The following is a 21,976-nucleotide window of genomic DNA, read 5'->3' as shown; positions in this document are numbered from 1 at the left end:
TGGCCAGTACGACGGCGGGCGCCCGCCCGCCGTCGTACGCTTAACTTCAAAGAACAACCCAACTTTTAGGGGATGACATGACCGAGAAGGTCAAGCTGCTTAGCCACGTCGAAGCGATCAACTGGAACCGCATCCAGGACGATAAGGACGTAGACGTCTGGAACCGTCTGGTCAACAACTTCTGGCTGCCCGAGAAGATCCCGCTCTCCAACGACGTGCAGTCGTGGGCCACGCTGACTCCGGACGAGCAGCAGCTCACCATGCGCGTGTTCACGGGCCTGACCCTGCTGGACACCATCCAGGGCACCGTCGGCGCCGTCTCGTTGATTCCTGACGCGATCACCCCGCACGAGGAAGCCGTCTACACGAACATTGCGTTCATGGAATCCGTGCACGCCAAGAGCTACTCCTCAATCTTTTCCACGCTGGCCTCCACCAAGGAGATCGACGAGGCCTTTCGCTGGTCCACAGAGAACGTGAACCTTCAGAAGAAGGCCCAGATTGTCATGGACTACTACCAGGGTGACGATCCCCTGAAGCGCAAGGTGGCCTCCACCCTGCTGGAGTCCTTCCTGTTCTACTCGGGCTTCTACCTGCCCATGTACTGGTCCTCACGGGCCAAGCTGACGAACACGGCCGACCTGATCCGCCTGATCATCCGCGACGAAGCCGTGCACGGCTACTACATCGGCTATAAGTTCCAGAAGGGCCTGGAGGGCCTGTCCGAGGAGCGCAAGCAGGAGATCAAGGACTACACGTTCGAGCTGCTCTTCGAGCTGTACGAGAACGAGGTGCAGTACACGCATGACCTTTACGACTCCGTCGGCCTGGCCGAGGACGTCAAGAAGTTCTTGCACTACAACGCCAACAAGGCGCTGATGAACCTGGGCTACGAGGCCATGTTCCCGGCCTCCGTCACCGACGTGAACCCGGCCATCCTCTCGGCGCTGTCGCCGAACGCCGACGAGAACCACGACTTCTTCTCCGGGTCCGGGTCCTCGTACGTCATCGGTAAGGCCGTTAATACTGAGGATGACGACTGGGACTTCTAGCAACAACAACAACACCACACCACCAACGATGTTCCTGTAACTAGACGGGCCCATCTGCTAAAGCAGATGGGCCCGTCTTTTATTTTTGTAGCGTATTACTCATCAGCCATATACCTGTCGCGCGGAAGAGCACTTCCAGCCCCTACTGCCGGACTAGAGATCCATCTCCGCGCTAGTGTAGAGAGTCAATTTATTCGGCCGTCGCCATCTCTCGCTCCTCGGCCTCAATGAGTGTTAACGCCAACCGAAAATAGGGCCAGGAACGCCAACTGAAAATAGGGCCACCGACCATTATGGAAGGTGATCAATTTGGATGATTGGGCGGAGATACGCCACCTGTTTTCGACGGGCAAGCACTCGAAGCGTGAGATCGGCAGGATCGTGGGGGTTTCCCGCGGAACGGTGGATCGGGCTTTGGAGTCGGACCGGGCGCCGAAGTATCAGCGGGCGGCCGGGGTGTCGAGTTTTGATGCGTTTGCTCCCAGGGTGCGTGAGTTGTTGGTGAAGACGCCGACGGCCGGCAGCGACGCTGGCGGAGCGGGTGGGTTGGTCTGGTTCCGCGTCGTTGTTCCGGGCGAAGGTCGCCGCGATCCGGCCTGAATACGCCCCGCCTGACCCGGCCGACCGTCTGGTCCACGAGCCGGGGTTCCAGGTGCAGTGCGATCTCTGGTTCCCGCACGAGCCGCTGCCCGTCGGTGCGGGCCAGAACGACACGCCACCGGTGCTGGTGATGACCTCGGCGTTCTCGGGATTCATCCAGGCACGGATGCTGCCGTCGCGGACGACGCCGGATCTTCTGGGCGGGATGTGGACTCTGCTGCAGGACGCTCAGGCGGTTCCGTCGCGGCTGTTGTGGGACAACGAGTCCGGCATCGGCCGGCGCAAACCGACGGAGCCGGTGGCGGCGTTCGCCGGGTCCCTAGGACTGGAGATTAAGCTGCTTCCGCCGCGAGATCCGGAGTCCAAGGGCATGGTCGAACGGATGAACAGGTTCTTCCGTCAACGGTTCATGCCGGGCCGGGACTTCCGCTCACCAGCGGATTTCAACGGCCAGCTGGAGGACTGGCTGCCCAAGGCCAATCACCGGTACTCGCGGTCCCGCCACGGCCGCCCTGACGAGCTGATCGTCCTGGACCGGGAGAGGATGCGGGAACTGCCGCCGGTGACCCCGGAGGCGGTGTTCCGCAACGCGGTGCGGCTCCCGCGGGATTACTACGTGCGGGTGTTCTCCAACGACTATTCCGTGGACCCTTCGTTCATTGGGAGGATCGTGGATGTCACTGCTGATCTGGACACTGTCTGGGTCACTCATGAGGGTGTCATCATCGCCACCCATGTCCGGGCATGGGCCCGGCACCTGGTCCTGACCGATCCGGCCCATGTGGCCCGCGCGGCGGTCATGCGCCGGGACTTCCGGACCCAGCGGGTGCACCGCCCCGAACCCGAGGAAGCGGTGGAGGTGCGGGATCTGGCCGCCTACGACGAGATCTTCGGCATCGACCTCGGCCAGCAGCCGAACCTGGTCCTGGAGGTGGCGTCATGAGCGGGACACCGTCACAGATCGAGTACTACGCCCGGGCCCTGCGTGCACCGCGGATCAGCGATGGGTTCCGCCGGCTCGGGGACCAGGCCCGGGACGCCGGCTGGTCCCATGAGGAGTACCTGGCCGCGGTCCTCTCCCGGGAAGTCTCCGAACGCGAAGCCTCCGGCGCGGCAACACGGATCAAGGCCGCACGGTTCCCGGCCCACAAGGACCTGGAGGAGTTCAACTTCGACCATCAGCCCTCCGCGGACCGGAACCTCATCGCGCACCTGGGCACCGGGGTGTTCCTCTCCGAGGCCAAAAACGTGGTCCTCCTCGGGCCGCCCGGCACCGGCAAAACGCACCTCGCGGTCGGCATCGGCATCAAGGCAGCCAAGGCCGGGCAGCGGGTCCTCTTCGACTCCGCCACGGGCTGGGTCGCCCGACTGCAGGAGGCCCACTCCCGAGGGAAACTCGCCCAGGAACTGGTCAACTCCGCCGCTACGGGCTCCTCATAATTGACGAAGTAGGCTACATCCCGTTCGATCAGGACGCCGCGAACCTGTTCTTCCAGCTCGTCTCGAGCCGCTACGAACACGCGTCCATGATTCTGACGTCTAACCTCCCGTTCGCCCGCTGGGGCGACGTCTTCGGAGACCTGACCATCGCCTCGGCCATGATCGACCGGATCGTCCACCACGCCGACGTCATCAGCCTCAAAGGCAACAGCTACCGCCTCAAAAAACACCAACCTGCCGCCAGTACGGCACAATAGAACAACAACCCGTGGCCCCGTTCTCAATTGGCACTATTGGCCCTATTTTCGGTTGGCGTTAACAATGAGACCAATGCAATCTTGCAGAAGCTTTTCGCGCTTCACTCGGTCTCGACTTGGGTCCCCCGCGGAAGCCGTTCGGACGATCGCTGCAGCCTTCTCAAAGTACTGAAGCGACACAACATCATCACTCAATATCTCGACTAGTTTGTTTGCGTAAGTCGTGGCACTCTTTGTCGATAGGTCCCCCGGCTGCAAATCCGGCAGTGCCACTCGCCTGAATACGTTCATCATGACGAATCGAGACGGTTTTAGGGAGGAATCTATCCTGCCAGTTCGAAGCCACACGTCGAGTCGATACCAGCAGAGTGCGCTAGCGAAGTAACTTTCGAGCTTGTGCCCAGATCGGAAGATCTTCTCTGGGGATAGTTCGTAGAGTTCTCCGGGAAAGCGACTGGAAATATGAGGCACATTGAGAAACATCGCCGCAAAGGCTTTCATCTGGATCAGCTTCGTGACAACTCTTGTCTGCTCGACCGATTCTTCAGCGAACTGGCCTGAACGTCGTTCGTAGTAGAGGCGTTGCTTCGACCGCGCGGATGCCATGGACTTGTAGAACGTCTCTAGCTCCTTTTGGAAGTCCGTCGAGGCTATCAGATCTTCTTTTGTGATTGGCGTCTGACTATTGGTCGCTTGAGTTATCTTGGCTGTTGTGTCTGCATCATTCGTTACAATCAGACGTAAAGGAATGTATACGCTCGATAGATCGAGTTCTCGCGCAAAAAATAATACGTTGCTCGTTTGGCAGCCATTTACGATTTGGTAGTCCTCAATAGTGAAGTCATCGCCAGCTATGCGCACTTCTTTAGCAACCACGGTGACACCGTTGTTCAATACTGCAAAGAGTGCCTTTTTATCACTGTCAAGCGTTGAATACATTTCTTCGTTGACGGGGTTCCATTGCTGAAAGTCCCTCACGTTATCAAAGAACGCTGATTTTCGGAGACTGCCAGCGTCGGTGGCGAGCATTTTTATGAGCTCAGCTCCGGCTATGGCCCCGATGTACGCTTGTTCAATACCGGGGATGCGGGGAAGAGGGGTTTGTCTAGGAAAGCTGACCGTGGCTTCTACTTTATTAACTGTCGCATTGTACAGTCGGAGTAATTGTGATGCGCCCAGGACATTTGTGTGTACCGAGCGGAACATTGCTCGATTGTCAATGCCCGTTTCAAAGGTCCTAATAGTATCCTGATAGAGTGAATCATTGAAGGGCGGTGTTCCTTGGAATGCAAAGTAAACGCGCAGTTCCGGTGCACCACTCCTGAACTTTGCGCTAGCAGCGTAGATTTCCGTAAAGATTTCCCTTAGTTTCGCCCAAAAGGGGTGCGAAATGACGCTCTGCCGACCATCGATGAAACCCTCAACGGCATCCATGAAACCCAGGACTAGGTCACGGCTGTACGAAACAGACGTTTTGGCCTGAAGGAAGTGAAAGGAAACATCCAAAGACTTCGAGGCACCTATGAGGTCCCGGGCATCACTGAGGTTATTTACCGGCTGACCATTAATAACGATCAAGGCAGAATCGACGCCGATAGTTCCGTCCCCCGCCATGTAGTCGCTTATGTCTTCGTCAGTTAAATATTCATGCCCGAACGCCACATGTGTTGCAAAGTACTCAAACTCCGTATGGGCAGCCATCTTGGGTAGCTCGAACGATTGCTTATACTCATTTATTGGGCCCGCAAGTAGCAAAGTAGATCTCCTCTATCGATTCTTCATAAGTAGGTTCAGTAAGAAATTCGTGCCTCGGCAAACCGCGGCGCCATGGATTCCATCTGCTCCATGACTAGCTTGATTGCCTCGGGTTGCTTGTCCGGCGGGTACCCGTTGATGACCAACAGCCGTTTGATCGACGAGCGGAGTTTGGCCCGGACATCGTCACGTACCGTCCAGTCGGTCCGCACGTCCCGCCGCATTACATTCACGAGCTGCCGCGCGATCTCAGCCAACTTTCCTTCGCCCTGGACCTCCACCGCAGATTCATTCAAGGCCACGGCGTCATAGAACGCGAGTTCGTCGGAGTTCAGCGGGGGAGTGAAGTGCGCACCGCGGTTACCTTCGGCCGCAACCTCCCGCGCCAGCTCAACTAGTTCGGCAATGACCTCAGCCGAGGTCAGCTGCTGGTTGGTGTACTTCTTCATCAGTTCCGTAATCCGCTCCGAGAAAGCCCGCTGCCGGATCACGTTATTCCGGGTGGAAGACGCAGACTCGTCGGCAATCAGCTTCCGCAGCGCCTCGATGGCCAGCTGCGGGTTCCGCGCCTTCTGCGTCTTGGCAATGAACTCCGGCGTCAGGTCATCCAATGACGGCTTCGGCATGCCGGCGGCGTCGTAGATGTCCAGCACCTCACCGGAGGACGTTGCGGACGCAATCAGGTTCCCCAGCAGCCGCTGGATCTCCTCCGGTACAGGTTCGCCGCTGGCCTGCCGGTCGGCGGCGTCCATTTTTGCCATGAAGACGCGAATCTCCTCGTATACCGCTATCTCAGGGCGTAGCGACTCCAGATCCGCGGAGGAAGAACAAAGCGCCCACGCTCTTGCGAGCTGGCTCGAGACCCGTCGGTACTGCGCAGCGAGAGAGTCTTCGCCATCAGCCGGGCGGTTGCCTGGAGTATTTACATCGCGAAGGTAGTTTACGGAGCCCCAAGTTGCATTGAGAAACGCCTTCGGGCCGCCCTTGTGCCACACAGCTTTCCAGTCATAGCCAGCTAAGAGGCTGCGGCAGGCCGCCACTCGGTCGCGGACCAATGCCACAGCCTCATCGATATTCTTGCCCACAGGCTTGTTCGCCTGGTCCGACTGTGTGTACTCGCCCAGCGCCTTCGCCAGGTTCTCCGCCAGCGGCGCGTACGCCACCAGCAGCCCGTCTTCCTTGCCGCGAAACGTGCGGTTCACCCGCGCGAGCGTCTGCATCAGCAGCGCGCCCTTCAGCGGCCGGTCCAGGTACAGCGTGTGCAGCGGAGGAGAGTCGTAGCCGGTGAGCATCATGTCCTTGACGATCACCAGCTCCAGCTCGTCATCAACGTTCTTGAGCCGCTCCTTCACCTGGGCATTCAGCGAATCCCGGCGCACATGGTCGGAAACCGGCGGCACATCGGTCGCGTCGCCCGAGTACACCACCTTGATTTTGCCCATCGACAGGTCGTCCGAATGCCAGTCGGGCCGCAGCTCCACGATCGCCGCGTACAGCTTGGCGCAGATCTCCCGCGTCCCGCCCACGATCATCGCCTTGCCCGGCGCCTCGATGAACTTCCCCATCCGCTCGCGCCGGTTTTCCCAGTGCGCCACGAGGTCCTCGGCCAGGGCAGCGATTCGCTGCGGCGCACCATAGACGGCGTTTACGACGGCGACACTCGCCTCGAGGCGCGCCCGCTCAGTGTCGTCCAGACCGACCGTGGCCTCGTCGGCGGCCTGGTCAAGGATCTTCTCCGTGACATCCTCAGCTAAGCCCACTTTGATCAGCCGAGGCTCGAAGTACACCGGCACCGTAGCCCCGTCTTCTACAGCGCGCGAGAGGTCGTAGATGTCGATGTAGTCGCCAAAGACATCCTGGGTGTTGCGGTCATCAAAGGAAATGGGTGTGCCTGTGAACGCGATCAGGGTCGCGTGCGGCAGGGCATCACGCAGGTGCCGTGCGTAGCCGTCCAGATCGTCGTAATGCGAGCGGTGGGCCTCATCCACCACCACGATGATGTTGCGTCGGTCGGACAACAGCGGGTGGTCCGCGCCGGCGTCCTTTTCGGACTTGCTGCGGCCGAATTTCTGCAGCGTGGTGAAATAGATGCCGCCGGTGGTCCGGTTACTCAACTCATCCCGCAGTTCGGAACGCTTCTTGATCTGCTTCGGCGACTCTGCGAGCAGCAGGCTCCGGTCGAAGCCCTCGAATAGCTGGCCGTCCAACTCATTCCGGTCGGTGATCACCACGACTGTGGGGTTCTTCAGTTTCGGCTGCCGAGCCACCATGTTGGCGTACAGCTCCATTTCCATGGACTTGCCCGAACCCTGGGTGTGCCAGACAACGCCGGCCTTGCCGTTGCTCTCCACCGCCTGAATGGTGCTGGCCACAGCTTTGGTGACCGCATAGTACTGGTGTGGCTTGGCGATACGTTTGGCCAACCCGCCAGAGCCCTGGTCGAATGCCGTGAAGTTGCGTGTCAGCTGCAGGAAGCGTTCCTGGTTGTAGAGACCGTCCAGCGCTGTATCCAACGCGGTGACGGCGTCGCCGTCGATCATCAGGCCCTGCGGAACCGGCACACCGTCGTCGTCCACGTTCCATGGTGAGAAGTGGTTGAAGGGGGTGAACGGCGTTCCGTACTTCGCCTGGATGCCGTCCGAGGTGAGCGTGAACACGCAGAAGCGGAAGGCCATGGGGAATTCGCGGAGGTAGGTCTGAAGCTGGGCGTGGGCGCCGGGAAGGTCGGCGTGGGCGTTGCCGGCCTTTTTGAGTTCGATGATGCTGACGGGCATGCCATTGCAGTAGAGGACGATGTCGAAGCGGCGTTTGTAGTCGCCTTCCACCAGCGTCACCTGGCTGACGGCGAGCCAGTCGTTCTGGTCCGGTTCCTGGCTGATGATCCGGATGGTGGGGCTGGCTTCGTAGCCGTCGGAATCGATGTAGGAAAGCCGGTAGCCGTCAACCAGGCAGTCGTGGATACGCTGGTTCTCCGCAACCGCGTCGTTCGATTCGGGTGACGCGATTTCCGACAGGGCCTGCTGCAGGTACTGGGCAGGGACCGTCGGGTTGAGTCGCCGCAGGGCTTCGAGGAGCCGTGGCCGGATGAGCAGCTCAGCCCACGAGTCGCGTTCCCCGGAACCCGGTGCAATGGACTGGCCCTCCACGGGTTTCCAGTCGAGTTCGCCGAGCCTCTCCTTCGCCGCTCCCTCCCAGTCCGCTTCGGAAAAGGCTACTGCTGGTGCTGTCACGGTGATTCCCCCAAAATCGATTTGTTGTTCAGCTTACTCAGGCTTCGGCCGGCTATCCCCAGCTGCCACTACCATCCCCGCTGCGCGCTTACACCCCGGCGTTCTCCAGGGCTTTCTCCGCATCCTTGACCGGGAGCTTTCCGGACATGAGCTGTGGGAGGAGCGCGTCACGGGTCGCGGCGAGGTTCGAGTTCTCTGACAGCGCCGAGGCAATGGTGTGCTCAAATGGTGCCAGCCTTGTTTCCAGGAGTATTTGGTGCTCAGGCCTCAGCCGAGGCACCTGAAGGGAAGCCAGTTGGCCCTTGTTGATGGATCCAAACACTGTGCCTTCAGCCTCGAACGATGCCCAAGCGTCGTGCGAGTCCTTGAGGAGGTGAAAAACGGTGAAGGGTTGTTGATGGGTTGAACGCACTGAGGCCACGCCACGCCCTATGCACGTCTCTTCCGTTGCGAGATTCACACGGCCGACGGGGGCTCGGACACTCAAAAGTGTGTCGCCAGGCATGGCGAGGCGGACAGGGGCAGTCGTCCAAACCCGGTTGCTTGGAAATCGAACGCCGAAGTCTCGGACTCCCTGGTAGAAGACGGTGCCCTCCCCGGTCTCGTTGAAGCTTGAGCCCGAGGGCGATGACCCCATGACTATGTCGGCGATTTCGGATAACGCAACGGATCCGGTGGTGTCCACGGCAAACCGAGTAAGCGAAGCAGCCAGTTCGTCTGCCAATTCAACGAGTTTGGTGTTGGCGGCGATCTTTTCGTCGAGGGCGCCTAACACCTCAGCTACAGCTCGTTGCTGTGACATGCTGGGAATCGGAATCATGACGTTGGCTAAATCGCGAACCGGAAGTTGTGGTTGCGCGCTGCCGGACGTTAGGGACTCGATCTGCGCCACAAAGGATCGCGACCGTACAAATTGGTACAAATAGCGAGAGTCGAGGAGCGACTCCTCCGTCCGGAGGATAAGCATTCCGGAGTTGATACGCACGTTTTCGAAGGGAACGGAATTGTCGTAGTACGCCACGTTGCCTACGGTTCCCCTTGTGGTAATGACGACGTCACCACGACAGACCTTTCCAGCACGAAGGGAGGCGTCTTTTTCAGCCGAAATGAAAGAAGTCTCCCCGAACATGAATCCGGATTTAGTCACATTTCGGGCGCTAAGAAAAAGGCAGTCTCCGTCCGTCGAAAAATCGGTTCCATTGGGATAGTTCTTTCCTCGATCTCCGTCGATCATCCGCAATGGTGCACTGCCGAACGAGTCAACATGCGGAGAGTTCATGAAACCCTCCCCAGCTGCTCGCGCACAACAGCGGCCAGTCGCTCGGACTCTTCGAACTGCTCAAACAGCTCCTTGGACAAACGCGCGATCTTGTCTTCGATCGGCTCGCCGTCATCCTCCACGTCAGCAGCACCTACATACCGTCCCGGCGTCAGTGCGTAGTCTGCCGCCTTAACCTCGGCAAGTGAAGCCGTATGGCAGAAGCCGGCCTCGTCGTCGTACGTCAACCCTCCCTCAACCGCCGAAGCAGTCCCGCGCCAGGCGTGGTAGGTGTTGGCGATCTTGGCGATGTCCTCGTCGGACAGGGCTCGCTCGGCGCGGTCCACCATGTAGCCCAGGTTCCGGGCGTCGATTAAGAGCACCTGCCCGGTCCGGTCCACCGAGCCGCGAGATCCGGCGGTTTTGTCTTTGGCGAAAAACCAGGTGCACACCGGGATGCCGGTGCTGCGGAAGAGCTGGGTGGGCAGCGCCACCATGCAGGAGATCAGGTCCGCTTCGACCAGTTGGGCGCGGATCTCGCCCTCGCCGCCGGAGTTGGAGGACATGGAACCGTTGGCCATGACAACGCCGGCGCTGCCGCCGGGGGCCAGCTTGGAGATGATGTGCTGGATCCAGGCGTAGTTGGCGTTGCCCACCGGGGGAACGCCGTACTTCCAGCGGGGATCGGATTCGGAGCGGGCCCAGTCCTTGATGTTGAAGGGTGGGTTGGCCATGATGAAGTCCGCGCCGTTGGTGCCGCTCAGCTCCGGGTGCTGGTCGCGGGCGAACGTGTCGCCCCAGCGCGAGGCCAGGTTGGCATTCAGGCCGTGGATAGCCAGGTTCATCTTGGCCATCCGCCAGGTGCGCTCGTTGAGCTCCTGGCCGTAGACGGAGATGTCCGAGCCCTCCATGTGGTGGGCCGCCAGAAACTTCTCGGCCTGGACAAACATGCCGCCTGAGCCGCAGCACGGATCGTAGACGCGGCCGCTGTGGGGTTCCAGGACCTCCACCAGCACACGGACCACGCCAGCCGGCGTGTAAAACTCACCCCCGCGCTTGCCCTCTGCCTTGGCGAACTTCTCCAGGAAGTACTCGTACACCTCGCCGAGCAGGTCGCGCGCCTTGCTGGCACCCTGGCCCGTGAAACGTGCGGAGTTGAACAGGTCCAGCAGTTCGCCGAGGCGGCGCTGGTCCACGTTGTCCCGGTTGTAGATCCGGGGGAGGGTGGCGGCCAGGGACTTGTTGTCGGCCATGATGAGGTCCATGGCTTCATCGATGAGCAGTCCGATGGACTTGGGCTCGGCGCCGTCGATGGCGTCCAGGCCCTTGGCGTGCTCCGCCAGGTAGGTCCAGCGCGCCCGGGGTGACACCCAGAACACGCCGCGGCCGGTGTACTCGTCCACGTCGTCGATCAGCTGTGCGATCTGCTCCTCGTTGAGTCCGTCCGCTTCCAGCTCGGCCTGGATCTGCCCCCGGCGCTCCTCGAACGCGTCCGAGACGTACTTCAGGAACACCAGCCCCAAGATCACATCCTTGTACTGCGAGGCATCCATCGAACCGCGGAGCTTGTCCGCCGCCTTCCAGAGGGTGTCCTTGAGTTCCTTCATGGTGGACGGGGCGAGGTCCACCTTCAATTTCGGAGGCATTATGCAGTTCCTTCTTCTGGTCCGGCGTGGGTCTTGGGGTCTGTCAGGGTGAGGCTTCCGCCCGCTACGCCGTCCGTAATCAGGGTAGCGAGTTCTTCCAGTCGTTCGAGACGTTGGCGGGCTTCGGCCTGCTCGTGTTGCAGCCTGGCTAACGCGTTGGAGAGCGGCCGGCGTTGCACTTCCGGTGCGCGGCGCAACCGCCAGTTCCGCCAGGATTTGTCTGCGGCGGGTCGGCTGTTGATGTCGGCTGCAACCACGTCCGGCACCAGACCGCCGGGGTCGCCGCGGTCGATTCTCAGGATCCGGGCAGGGAAGACGACGACGGCGCCGCCCTCCGTGTCCACCATCGCTGCGGGCCGCGGGCTGGTACAGAAGACAACGTCACCAGGGTCGGTGAGGCGCCCGGCCGGGTAATTGGCGGCGAAGTCGAGGAGCGTGACGAACCGCGGTTTGGCGTCGTGCGAGTCCATGAGTTCGTCACGGCAGAGGATCCTGCTTCCGGCCTTTCGGTTGAGGTCGGTCCCTTGAAGCCTGATTCCCTTGACGTACTTGAGGTTTCCGGCGGTCAGCAGTTCCTGAATTGAAGCGGGCCGGGGACCGGTGCCGGGCCAAGCCGGCTGAACTCCGGGCAGCGCCGCCGGCGTGAAGCTTCGTGGCGACAGGAGACGCGTGAGTTCCTCGACCCGAAGCGCGCTCTCGGCGCTGCCAGCCGCCGTCGTACTTCTGGCAGTGGGGACGCTGACGAGAGAACCTTTTCCGGCAAGGAGGACGCGGGTCTGTACGAGCCGGGTGAACCTGAACGAGTGCGCGCGGATGGTGGCGCGATCGCCCATGGATGCGACGACGTCACTGATCAGGTCCTGGCTGACATCCAGGGTGAGCGGGGTGGTGCTCAGGTCCGCCACGCTGGTCCAGCGTTCCGCAATCGGCACATCAGCGAAGGACGGTCCCAGCACCCAGAGGGCCTGCGGCTCCCGGGGCTTGGCACGAAGTAGCCCTGGCTGGAGGCGGACGATGGCGCGGACTCTGCCCGACCGCAACAGGTCTGAGCGCAGGTTGCCGGCTTCTCCGGTGAGAGCGTCGCACAATACCCGGGCCGGCGCGATGACAACGGCCCGCTGACTGTCGTCCATTTGCAGGACGATGTTTTCAATGCTGTTCAGGATGCCGGTGGTGTCCAGGGCTGGATTGCCCGGGGCGGGATATTGCGCCACGTGCACCGCAGGGCCGCTGACCGCGAAGACTCCCTTGGCGTCAATCTTCACCGGGCTGCTGTCCGTGCCATGCACTGCCAGCCGACGGCGGGCCAGCCGTGACGCGCTGCCGTGGTGGTCGGCTGCCAGGAGAGTGATGGGCCGTGATTCTCCGAATTGCTCCACGATGCTCAGCATCACGTCGCTGCCGCCGGGCGTTGAATCGACGAAGAGCAGCCTGCTGTCCAGAGTGGAGGCCAGTTCCATGGCAGTTGCGCCCACGAGCTTCAGTGCGTCGCCTGTCAGCGCGGTGTCCGATTGCTCGCGCAGTCCCTCTTTGAACCGGTGGGCGAGCAGCTTTTCGAAGGCCGCGGGCGCGCTGAACGCACTGTCCGCCAACCTGTCGGCGAAGCCGGCCAAACCAGCGAGCGCCGAACCGAGGGCCTCCAATTCGGAGTAGAGGAACACATCGTCAGGGTCCGCTTCGTCTGCGCCGTCCAACAGTTCGGCTGCAGAACTTTGTGCCAGGGCCTGTCCCGAAATGACCTTCAGGGCGAGGAGTGCGGTCAGGCCATCGAACGTCTGGCGGCTGTCCCGTGGTGCTTCCGCGGAAGGGGCCGAGAGTCTCGCGAAGACCGCGACGTCGTTCCGAGCCTCCGGGTTGTTCCCCCGGCCGGTGGCCTGGAGCCAGGCGGTGACATCATCGGCGTCGAACAGCTCCACGCCGTTCACGTGGGCGGCTGCCGTCGGGAACGGCAGCGGGCCTCCGCTGCTTCGCTTGCGCCACATGGAAACGACGGGACGCTGAACCTGGGCGAGCGAGGCGACATCGGAGAGCGTCATGCGCAATGTTTCCGTGGTTGTCTCCATGGCTGCCCCCTTCAGTCGTGATCGTCCCATCAGCTTAGTGTCGGCCGAAGACAATTCAGGCTTGGGTCTGATAACCCGGGTTATCAGACCGATCTTGCGGTGACTTTCGGGTTCGACCGTAGGTTCATTCTGCAGCCACGAAGCAATCTTCCGGAGCTGCGACGGCGGCGGGGAACCGCGTATTGGGGGATCAGTATCCCGCCGCCGTTCAGCGGTCATCCACAAACAAAGGAAGAGAATATGTTGAACACTGACGACGCCGGCACGCCGGTGCCAGACGGCGCGGAATATTCGGAGCCGGAGGCTCAGCCGGCAGCTGGGACGCCGAAACGCAGCCGTAAGAAGGGCACCCTGCTGGCGACAGCCGCCGTCGTACTTCTGGCCGGCGGAGTGGCCTTCGGAACCGTTCTTCCTGACCCGAAGGCCAGCGACGCCTACACGGCGCTGGCGGACGAGAAGGCAACGGTCGAGATTGAGCGCGACGCCGCGCTGTCCAGCTACTCGTCTGTGAAGGGGAAGTACGACAGCCTGCAGGGCGGCATCACAACCCGGGAATCCAAGGTTTCCGCACGGGAGACCGAAGTGGGCAAGGCCGACGCCGCAGTCAAGACTGCCGAAGCAGCGGTGAAAGCCCGGGAAGAGGCTGTCACTGGAGCGGAAAAGACCAAAGCGGCCAACACCGTCGGGGACGGCACCTGGACCGTGGGTACCGACATTGAGCCCGGCACCTACCGGGCATCCGCTGACGTCGGCTCCTCCTGCTACTGGGGCATCTACGCCACCGGCAGCAACGGCAGCAACATCCTCGACAACGACCTCCCGGGCGGCGGCAGACCCTCCGTTGCACTGTCCGCCGGCCAAGATTTCAAATCCAGCCGCTGCGGCAAATGGGAAAAGCAATAGCAACCCCACGCACTCACACCATTCATTCACCTGTAGAGAGGCACCACATGTCACATGAGAATTACTCCCAGCCCTTCCCCGCTGCGATGGCAGCACCTGAGCCCCGGTCGTTCTTCAAGAAGAAGCGCTTCCTCATCCCCATCGGCGTCCTGGTGCTGGGCATCGCCCTGGGCTCCTGCTCCGGCGGCGCCAAACAGGCTGGTGACGTGAGCCCGGTGGCGGTGCCGTCTTCCGCGGCTGCTGGAGCGGCCGCCCCGGTTGCTACTGCTGCTCCGGCGGTCGCCGCTCCGGCGCCGCAACCGACGGTTGCGGCCGGACCCGTCGTCGGGAAACCTTTCAGCGTCAAGATGGGCAACGGCGTCATCGCGAGGATCACTATTGTCTCCGCCGTACGAACTGACGCGGTCACGACCACAGCTTTCGCGACGCCCGCCAAAAACGGGAGCTAGCTGCTTCTCGATGTGTTGTGGGAGACCGAAGCGGGGAAGACCAGCTCCAACCCGTTCTACTTCTCGGCCAAGGACGCTAATGGGCGCAAAGCCGATTTAAACCTCTTCGCAAACAACCAGCTTGGCTCCGGCGACGTTCTGCCGGGTGACAAGACTCGAGGATTCATTGCCTTCGACATTGCGCCCGGTGCTTCGACCGTGATGATCTCCACCCCGTTGATGCAGGAAGCCGCACGGATCCAGATTCCGGGGTAGGGCGCCTAAGGAGCCGTGTCCGGGATGCCCGGCTCCCTCGCGCCGCTTACAGTTCAACTGTTCACTTTCGCGTTATCTATTGGGGGATTCCTTGAGCATCAACAAAGAGCACGCTTCGGCGTATAGGCAGATGCCCGTCGCAGAAGCCGGAAGCATGGTGGCCCCCGGGGCCGTCACCGCGGCACAGATCTATCAGTTTCGTGGCGGGGCTGCTTCCTGGTTCGGCACCCAGATCCTCGGCGTCCTGATTACGATCTGCACCATTGGGATCTGCTACCCGTTCGCCTTGGTCCTCGTTGAGCGATGGCGGGCGAAGAATACCTACCTCCAGGGCCGGCAGCTTCAGTTCGTCGGCACCGGGTGGGGCATCTGCGGGCTGTGGATCAAATGGGCGCTCCTGAGCATCATCACGCTTGGCATCTACACCTTCTGGGTCTATCCGAGGCTGATGCAGTGGAAGGTCGAAAAGACCGTCTTCGCGTAGTCAGAAACGGCACTGCATCCTTCGGGGTGCAGGGCTTTTTCTTGCGCAGGCACCGGAATCTTGCGATTGTGGGAAACTGCTCCGTTGGCCCTAGCCCCGGTTTCCCGGAAGGGCGCGGCGCTTATCTTTCGAGAATCATTTCTACTCCTGCTGTTAGAGTCCGGATATGACATATGAATACAGTTCTGAAGCAGCAACACTGACAGAGAAATGCCGGTCATTGTTCGGTGATGAGTCGCGTTGGATTACGGCAGGCGGCTATCCCCACGGCCTGGCTCTTTCCATTATCGATTCCATCTTCTCGACGGGTTCGCACTACCAAAGTGTCATCAACGTCGTGAGCGAGTATCGGGCGTACCGGCTCGGTCAGGGTGGTGACGCTGATCAGGACGGCACCAAAGAATTACTGGCTACTTTCGAGGATGTCGGGGGAAGTGCTGGCTGGGCAGATCTTGTGAACAACCACAAGCCGGCTCATACTAGGCCAAACGCTCTGCTGAAAGCCGAGGTCGTCAAGCGAGCCGCTGAGGCGCTCCAGAACAAGCTGGACATCACGACTCGGGAAGGCGTCCATTCCGCGTACTCCATAGACAATTCCCTAGCTGAACTCAAGAAGAATTGGCTGTGTTTGCCGAGCCAGTCCTCTGGCGTCACGTTCAACTACTTCCTTATTCTTTGCGGGTTCCAGTCCGTGAAGCCTGACCGAATGGTTATCCGCTTCGTGACAGAGCACGCAGGCTTGGAAGGCAAAGACATCACACCTATGCAGACGGCCGAGCTGATCGGACAAGTTGCAGAAAACTACCCAACGCAGCCGAGACGGCTCGACCACGTGATCTGGCGCCATGTATCGGGTCGCGAAATCTTCACGGCGGATGAGCTCAACTAAGGAGCGTTGAATAGGCGGCTAGGCAAGGGTGCCGCAGTGGAGGACTACTTCATTTGGGTTGGGGAAGGAATGCTTGTGAAAGTCTTGCCTGACACTGCGATGTCAATGGTCGGGAAGCTGCTCGAGGAAGTCTCGTGGGAACGCGCCACCAGTTACCGGCAAGGCGGCCGCGGACGAGAAAACGTACTGAGCGCAGAAGTCATGATGGCCCTGGATTTCCTTCCCCGCGATCACTTCCTTGGTGCGGCAATGCGTGCCGCCAAGGGTGCCGAACAGGCTAGGAACGTCCTGATTAGTGAGATCGAAGAGGCCGATCTTCGATTCCTGCCCGGGGACATGGCGCTCGCGCCGAATCGGTCGGGAAATGACCAACTGGTGGTGCAGCCAGACGCCCTCATCACGTCTCCGAGCTCGTTTGTCCTCGTTGAGGCGAAGCGTGTCAGGGCGAGTTCGTACCAGCCAGAGCAGTTGGCAAGGGAGTATTTGGCAACGATGGCGCATGCAGGAACGCGCACGCCTCTGATCTTGCTGTTAGGAGCAAAGCCTCCGGTTCTGGTCAGGGGTAGGGGTCGAATGAGGCTCGAAGATGCCATTTCTTCGGAACTTGAGTCCGTCCTACGGCGAGCCAACAACGAGCAGCTAGCTTTGGAAGGGCTGGTTGAGCGGATCCCTGATGTCTTCTGTTGGATCAACTGGCCGGAGTTGTCGGACGTGATCCGCACTCAGATCGCTGCCTTCTCGACGACGGACCCCTCCGTCAATACAGCCGTCCACCGACTCGCGGAGTCCATATGCTCGTCGATTGAGTGGCACGCCTAACCGTCGGGCCGGGCGGTGTCCTTGTTTGGGGATTGGCTAGCTACCAACGAGGGCTGGCTCAGCGTCCCTCGTTCGCGCGGTCAACCACGTAGACCTGGCGGAGGGGCATACGTGTTTGCCATCGCGGGGCCAGCTTCTCATAATGCGTGAGTGTCAGTTCTACGACGTCTGCACCAGTGAGCAGGCGCAGATTCTGCCGTTCGCGCTCATAACCGACGGCGTCTTTGCTGTAGCTGCCTAGACAGACGAAGAGTGCAAGTTCGCCGTGCGCCAGGGTGCCGCTTAGACGCTGGACATCAGGCCGCGACTGCTGGGTACTGGTGTGTTTGCACTGGACCTTGATCACTGGCGGTTCGAGTCCCAAGGGGTCCCTATGCGCAACGACGTCGATGCCACCATCTGATGAATACGGCGTGACTCGTGCTTGGTACCCCATGGCTCGAAGGAGGTCGGCTGTGAAATGCTCAAACTCTTCGTGGGAGAGATCTTGCAGCAGAGTTTTCAGGATGAAGTCGCGGGTGAACTGGTCCAAACGGGCAGCACTTGGCTCGGTCTCGATCCACTCGTCGACGGTTTCCGGTTCAATCCCCTCGGGTTCTTCCTGAGCTATGTCCTCGGCTCCGAATTCTAGGAATCGTTCGAATACCTGGACGTTTTTCTTGACCTTGAACAACGTCAGTGCGGAGCCGATTTCATACAAGGCCTTCTGTGGGAACAGGCCGCGAGAGACTCCGGTCTTGATCCAACGGACAGACCGACGGTGCGGGTGCACCGGAGCGTCGTGAAGAAATTCGTACTCGCCAATGATGACACCGAAATTCAGTGTGCTGTCGGCGCGGTAGGGAGCGATGACGATGTCGCCCTTCTTCATCTCGTAAGCGAAGCGGAGGAGAATTCCGGCCCAGACGGGGATGGCACCAGCCTTTGCCTCGGGATAGGCCTGCTCCAATGCCTTCTTAAGGAGATCGCGGTCGCTCCCGATGTTGCGGATGTCAGGAATGGCATCCCATCCGATGCTGACAAAACCGCCGTCGAGCAGTTCGTTCGACAATGCATCGTTGTGGATTCCCCATACTGCGACCACGGCGGTCCCTATCTTTCCTCGGCTCTGCCTGACTTGTTCTCGCTCAGCCTATCGTCGGCGATGAGGACGGCCGATCTACGGTGCCCGTGTGCATCGCCGGAAGTGTCCAAGCTGCCTTCACATAAGTGGCGCCGGTAGGATGCCAACAGCACTTTTGCCCAACACAAAGGACCCCAGTGCGAATCGTCTCGTGGAACTGTTCCATGGCCTACTACAAAAAACGCCACCTGATCGAGGCGCTGCAGCCTGACGTCGTCATTCTCCAAGAGGTCGCCAAGAAAGACATTTCCGCGGCTGAGCAACCCTTCGCAGCATGGACCGGCAGCAATCTGAACAAAGGTCTCGGAGTTATTGGATTCGCCAACGCCCGCTACAAAGTTTCCGAACGCGCAGATCCCAATTTGCCCTGGCATCTTCCCTTTTCGATCGACGGCCTCAACATCATTGCCCTCTGGGCGCATCAGTTGAATCGCGAGCTCAGGTATGTTCGCGTTACCCATCAAATGGTGGATCGCCACGCTGGATTCCTTACTGGCGGCAACGCCTTGCTCATGGGGGACTTCAACAGCAACACAGTCTGGGATAGGGCGCATCCGGGTAGGAACCACAGCATGCTGGTCGAAAAGCTTACTGGGCTTGGGCTGAGCAGCGTGTACCATCGCGCCGCGGTGAACGAGCAAGGGGCGGAGCCGACGAAAACGTACTTTCACACCCGGAACCTCCGCTTCGGGCATCACATCGACTACGCATTCCTGAGCGACGGCATCCCGGCCGATCTTCGCGTAGGGGACTCCGAAGATTGGTTGGCGCATAGCGACCACATGCCGCTGATCTTGGACATCGCCCAGTAACACGCGGTTTCAAGGCGCCGAAGCCTGCTCAGCAACCTTCGTGCGCGCTGCACCGAATTGCCGGCGGCAAGTGGAGACTTCCCACGAGCCCTGCCTGGACTAACCTTCGGGCCGTTCCTGCCGGTGAAGATAAGGACCATCTTGGCTGTCCACAGAGAGACGGTAACAGGCCAAGACCACCGTGAAATTAGAGGACAGGAGAACGGTCCCCAGGACCAAGTAGCCTGTCCATCTACATTGCAACAACGCCATATCATTAATGCTGTCAGCGCCGGCGACCATGCCCGCGACCACGGGGAAGGCTTCATATTCGTCGACGTGGACGACACCATCGTGGAAGTCCACGGGTACCAGAAGCAGGGCTCCGGCTACGGGTACTCCGGGGTCCGCGGGCTGAAACGCCCTGATCGCCACCGCTTCCGCCGAAGACACCGCACCGGTGATCGTCGGCCAACGGCTGCGCAAGGGCGGGACGAACTCGGCCCGCGGAGCCAAGCGGTTCGTCACCGACGCGCCGGGCGCCCTCAAACGCACCGGGGCCCAGGACTCTGGACATGGGGTGATGGTGTTCGACTGACTTCCGCAGGATTCCGGTGTTTTTGTTATGGGTACGGCTGTTAATCCTCCTTCTCTTGCGATAGAATCTAAGTAATAGATTGTTCGGTTTTGGAGGGGTGGCATGATGAGCGTGATGACTGCCCAACTGCCTTTTCCTCAAGCAATGTATGCCGGAGCGGTGCCGATAGGGCTCGCGGCGTCACTGCTGGAGGATGCCACGGGTGGGCGCGTGTTCGTTCATGGGGAACTCTCCTACGCCTGGGACGAGAAGGACATCGCGACCCGCCGGTTCGCGGCGGCGAAACTGGCGGACATCAAAGCCGCTTCGGTCGCCGGGATCGCTGCCGCGTTCGGTGTTGATGCGATCACCTTGTGGCGGTGGCGTCAGGTCCTGGCCGCGGAAGGGGTGTTGGGTCTGGCCCCGGAGAAGCCTGGTCCGAAGGGGCCCAGCCGGCTGACGGAACCGAAGATGTCCGAAATCCGTGCCTTGCGGGCGACCGGACTGTCGCTGCGGGCGATTGGAGCAAAGGTGGGCGTCTCCGAATTCAGCGTGCGACGGACACTGGCCATGCCGGTGCCCACCGGTCCGGAACCGGTGAAGCTTGATCCGCTCGCCACATCTGAAGCAGCAGCACCGGCAGCCGGGTTGCCGGTGCTGCCGGCACCGGTGGACCGGTCCGGAGAGCGGGCCTGGGCCCGGGCCGGGTTGGTGGAGTGCGCGGCACCGGTGTTCACCCCCGCGGCCCGTGTGCCGTTGGCCGGGCTGTTGCTGGCCCTGCCCGCCCTGCAGACCACGGGACTTTTGGAGTGCGCGAAGGAGACCTTCGGGGCGCTGCCGAACGGGTTTTACGGGTTGGAGACCATCCTGACCGGCGCCGTGTTCCAGGCCCTGGCCGGGGAACCACGCGCCGAAGGGATCACCCGGATCGACCCGGCAGCCCTGGGCCGGGTCCTCGGCCTGGACCGCGCCCCGGAAGTGAAAACCCTCCGCCGCAAAACCGCCGCGCTGGCCAGCAGAGGCAAGGCCGGGGAGCTGCTCACCGCGATGGCTGCCAGGCACCTCAACGGCAGCAACGAAGGAGGTGGGGATCTGGCCGCGGTGCTCTACGTTGACGGACATGTCCGCGCCTACCAGGGCACCAGGAAGATCGGGAAGGTCCATTCGACCCGGTTGAAGTTCCCCGTCCCGGCGACCGAGGAGACCTGGGTCGCCGACGCTGCCGGCGCGCCGGTCCTGGTGGTCATGGCCGAGCCCGGGGCCGCGCTGACCGGGGAACTGCGCCGGCTCCTGCCAACCCTGCGCACCATCATCGGCGATGACCGCCGGGTCCTGGTCGGTTTCGACCGGGGAGGCTGGTCCCCGGCCCTGTTCAAGCACATGGCAGAGAACAAATTTGATGTGCTGACCTGGCGCAAGGGCACCACCGAAGACGTTCCGGCATCCCTGTTCACCGAGGTCGCCCACACCGACGGGCACGGACAAACCCGTGCCTGGGAAGCGGCCGACACTGCCGTGGAGGTGCCGGTAGGCACTACCGGGGAAGTGTTTCCGATGCGCCAGCTGTCCCGCCAGGTCAACACCCCCGGCGGCAGGGTGCGGCAGATCCACATCCTCACCACCAACACCGAGATGACCGCCGGGGAAATCATCTACCGGATGGGCGCCAGGTGGCGGCAGGAAAACTACTTCCGCTACGCCCGGATCCGCTTCGCCCTCGATTCCCACGACGCCTACACATCCACTGACGATGATCCGGAACGCTCGGTGCCGAACCCGGCAAAACGCAAGGCCTACCAGCAGGTCCTCGCCGCCAGGACCCGGTACGAGAAGACCCTGGCCGACACCGACGCGGCGATGCTCGCGGCCCGGACACCGCCGCCAGGAACACACACTGTCCTGATCACCAACACCATGCACAACAAAATCACCGCGGACCTGCTCAGCGCCGAAACCGCCCTCGAGGCCGCGCAGGCAGCCCACAAGGGGATCCCTGCCCGGGTTCCGCTCGGCGAGATCGCCCCGGGCCAGCGGGTCCTGGAGAGCGAGACGAAACTGCTCAGCCATGCGATCCGGATGGCCGCGTTCAACACCGCATCAACGCTGGCGAGGGAGGTCCGGACCAACACCGGCTACGCCCGCGGCGAGGACGAAGCCCACACCCTGATCCGTCAGGTCCTCACCGGCAGCGGAGACATCGACCCCCGCATCGACGGCTACCTCACAATCCGCCTCGACCCGCTCCCCACCCAACGGGCAACCACCGCGATCAGCGAACTCTGCACCCACCTCAACACCACCGAAACCCGCTACCCCGGCACCGACCGAATTCTGCGATTCGAGATCAAAAACAAAGAAACGTCAGCCAACAATTAAAACGCTATG

At 61.2% G+C, this 21,976-nt stretch carries 17 protein-coding genes and 2 pseudogenes; 13 read left to right on the top strand and 6 right to left on the bottom strand.

Annotated elements, in window-relative coordinates:
- The first annotated feature begins 77 nt into the window (after positions 1-77).
- The 4 genes and pseudogenes from nrdF to istB all read left to right on the top strand — a co-directional run bounded on the left by nrdF (position 78) and on the right by istB (position 3,349).
- Positions 78-1,052 (top strand): class 1b ribonucleoside-diphosphate reductase subunit beta, encoded by a 975-nt coding sequence (gene nrdF / locus ACQCSV_RS11935; RefSeq protein WP_024368367.1) that lies wholly within the window; start codon positions 78-80, stop codon positions 1,050-1,052.
- Between the two features lie 300 nt (positions 1,053-1,352).
- On the top strand, positions 1,353-1,652 hold the full coding sequence (locus tag ACQCSV_RS11930; RefSeq protein ID WP_426938496.1) for a hypothetical protein: 300 nt from the start codon (positions 1,353-1,355) through the stop codon (positions 1,650-1,652).
- Positions 1,594-2,595 carry a Mu transposase domain-containing protein gene (locus ACQCSV_RS11925; protein WP_426938495.1) on the top strand — a complete coding sequence of 334 codons (1,002 nt, stop codon included), beginning with the start codon at positions 1,594-1,596 and terminating at the stop codon, positions 2,593-2,595. Before ACQCSV_RS11930 ends, ACQCSV_RS11925 begins: the two co-directional genes overlap by 59 nt.
- Positions 2,592-3,349, top strand: a pseudogene (istB, locus tag ACQCSV_RS11920) (IS21-like element helper ATPase IstB). Before ACQCSV_RS11925 ends, istB begins: the two are co-directional and overlap by 4 nt.
- A 42-nt stretch (positions 3,350-3,391) precedes the next feature.
- Here the strand turns inward: istB and ACQCSV_RS11915 are convergent.
- The 5 genes from ACQCSV_RS11915 to ACQCSV_RS11895 form a co-directional block, all read right to left on the bottom strand.
- Positions 3,392-5,050 carry an AIPR family protein gene (locus ACQCSV_RS11915; RefSeq protein WP_426938494.1) on the bottom strand — a complete coding sequence of 553 codons (1,659 nt, stop codon included), beginning with the start codon at positions 5,048-5,050 and terminating at the stop codon, positions 3,392-3,394.
- Positions 5,051-5,139: 89 nt separating this feature from the next.
- A complete protein-coding gene (locus tag ACQCSV_RS11910; protein ID WP_426938493.1) occupies positions 5,140-8,334 on the bottom strand; it encodes a type I restriction endonuclease subunit R in 3,195 nt (1,064 codons plus the stop codon).
- An 88-nt stretch (positions 8,335-8,422) separates the two neighbouring features.
- Positions 8,423-9,613, bottom strand: a complete 1,191-nt coding sequence (locus ACQCSV_RS11905; RefSeq protein ID WP_354184451.1) for a restriction endonuclease subunit S — start codon at positions 9,611-9,613, stop codon at positions 8,423-8,425.
- Positions 9,610-11,238: a type I restriction-modification system subunit M gene (locus ACQCSV_RS11900; RefSeq protein WP_426938492.1), complete on the bottom strand. Its 1,629-nt coding sequence runs from the start codon at positions 11,236-11,238 to the stop codon at positions 9,610-9,612. The genes ACQCSV_RS11905 and ACQCSV_RS11900 overlap by 4 nt, the downstream gene beginning before the upstream one ends.
- A complete protein-coding gene (locus ACQCSV_RS11895) occupies positions 11,238-13,301 on the bottom strand; it encodes a hypothetical protein (RefSeq protein WP_426938491.1) in 2,064 nt (687 codons plus the stop codon). Before ACQCSV_RS11895 ends, ACQCSV_RS11900 begins: the two co-directional genes overlap by 1 nt.
- A 240-nt stretch (positions 13,302-13,541) precedes the next feature.
- Between ACQCSV_RS11895 and ACQCSV_RS11890 the strand changes: the two genes are divergently transcribed.
- From ACQCSV_RS11890 to ACQCSV_RS11865, 6 genes are all read left to right on the top strand, one after another.
- Positions 13,542-14,204: a hypothetical protein gene (locus tag ACQCSV_RS11890; RefSeq protein WP_354184449.1), complete on the top strand. Its 663-nt coding sequence runs from the start codon at positions 13,542-13,544 to the stop codon at positions 14,202-14,204.
- A 47-nt stretch (positions 14,205-14,251) separates the two neighbouring features.
- Positions 14,252-14,653 (top strand): hypothetical protein, encoded by a 402-nt coding sequence (locus ACQCSV_RS11885; RefSeq protein WP_354184448.1) that lies wholly within the window; start codon positions 14,252-14,254, stop codon positions 14,651-14,653.
- A 12-nt stretch (positions 14,654-14,665) separates the two neighbouring features.
- Positions 14,666-14,908, top strand: coding sequence for a hypothetical protein (locus tag ACQCSV_RS11880; protein WP_426938490.1), 243 nt, complete (start codon positions 14,666-14,668; stop codon positions 14,906-14,908).
- Between the two features lie 91 nt (positions 14,909-14,999).
- The gene (locus ACQCSV_RS11875; protein ID WP_354184483.1) at positions 15,000-15,392 is read left to right on the top strand and encodes a DUF898 family protein; all 393 of its coding nucleotides are present in this window, start codon (positions 15,000-15,002) and stop codon (positions 15,390-15,392) included.
- A 166-nt stretch (positions 15,393-15,558) separates the two neighbouring features.
- Positions 15,559-16,281, top strand: a complete 723-nt coding sequence (locus ACQCSV_RS11870; RefSeq protein WP_354184482.1) for a hypothetical protein — start codon at positions 15,559-15,561, stop codon at positions 16,279-16,281.
- 36 nt (positions 16,282-16,317) lie between these two features.
- Positions 16,318-17,100 carry a hypothetical protein gene (locus ACQCSV_RS11865; protein WP_426938489.1) on the top strand — a complete coding sequence of 261 codons (783 nt, stop codon included), beginning with the start codon at positions 16,318-16,320 and terminating at the stop codon, positions 17,098-17,100.
- Positions 17,101-17,158: 58 nt separating this feature from the next.
- Here the strand turns inward: ACQCSV_RS11865 and ACQCSV_RS11860 are convergent, their stop codons facing one another.
- The gene (locus ACQCSV_RS11860; RefSeq protein WP_426938488.1) at positions 17,159-18,184 is read right to left on the bottom strand and encodes a restriction endonuclease; all 1,026 of its coding nucleotides are present in this window, start codon (positions 18,182-18,184) and stop codon (positions 17,159-17,161) included.
- A 125-nt stretch (positions 18,185-18,309) separates the two neighbouring features.
- Here ACQCSV_RS11860 and ACQCSV_RS11855 point away from each other — a divergent pair, with 125 nt between their 5' ends.
- The 3 genes and pseudogenes from ACQCSV_RS11855 to ACQCSV_RS11845 all read left to right on the top strand — a co-directional run bounded on the left by ACQCSV_RS11855 (position 18,310) and on the right by ACQCSV_RS11845 (position 21,967).
- Positions 18,310-19,035, top strand: coding sequence for an endonuclease/exonuclease/phosphatase family protein (locus tag ACQCSV_RS11855; protein WP_354184104.1), 726 nt, complete (start codon positions 18,310-18,312; stop codon positions 19,033-19,035).
- A gap of 300 nt (positions 19,036-19,335) precedes the next feature.
- A pseudogene (locus ACQCSV_RS11850) lies at positions 19,336-19,576 on the top strand (IS1380 family transposase); the annotation flags it as partial.
- A gap of 150 nt (positions 19,577-19,726) precedes the next feature.
- Positions 19,727-21,967, top strand: coding sequence for a putative transposase (locus ACQCSV_RS11845; protein WP_426938487.1), 2,241 nt, complete (start codon positions 19,727-19,729; stop codon positions 21,965-21,967).
- Positions 21,968-21,976 lie beyond the last annotated feature (9 nt).

Source organism: Pseudarthrobacter sp. S3, assembly GCF_050156905.1.
GTDB lineage: Bacteria > Actinomycetota > Actinomycetes > Actinomycetales > Micrococcaceae > Arthrobacter.
This window is presented reverse-complemented; position numbering and strand designations above follow the sequence as displayed.

Excerpts from the sequence above, each read along its gene's own strand:
- ACQCSV_RS11845 (WP_426938487.1), top strand. The coding sequence starts at position 19,727 with ATGACTGCCCAACTGCCTTTTCCTCAAGCAATGTATGCCGGAGCGGTG.
- ACQCSV_RS11915 (WP_426938494.1), bottom strand. The coding sequence starts at position 5,050 with ATGGCTGCCCATACGGAGTTTGAGTACTTTGCAACACATGTGGCGTTC.
- ACQCSV_RS11870 (WP_354184482.1), top strand. The coding sequence starts at position 15,559 with ATGACATATGAATACAGTTCTGAAGCAGCAACACTGACAGAGAAATGC.
- ACQCSV_RS11890 (WP_354184449.1), top strand. The coding sequence starts at position 13,542 with ATGTTGAACACTGACGACGCCGGCACGCCGGTGCCAGACGGCGCGGAA.
- ACQCSV_RS11905 (WP_354184451.1), bottom strand. The coding sequence starts at position 9,613 with ATGAACTCTCCGCATGTTGACTCGTTCGGCAGTGCACCATTGCGGATG.
- ACQCSV_RS11885 (WP_354184448.1), top strand. The coding sequence starts at position 14,252 with ATGTCACATGAGAATTACTCCCAGCCCTTCCCCGCTGCGATGGCAGCA.
- ACQCSV_RS11895 (WP_426938491.1), bottom strand. The coding sequence starts at position 13,301 with ATGGAGACAACCACGGAAACATTGCGCATGACGCTCTCCGATGTCGCC.
- nrdF (WP_024368367.1), top strand. The coding sequence starts at position 78 with ATGACCGAGAAGGTCAAGCTGCTTAGCCACGTCGAAGCGATCAACTGG.
- ACQCSV_RS11900 (WP_426938492.1), bottom strand. The coding sequence starts at position 11,238 with ATGCCTCCGAAATTGAAGGTGGACCTCGCCCCGTCCACCATGAAGGAA.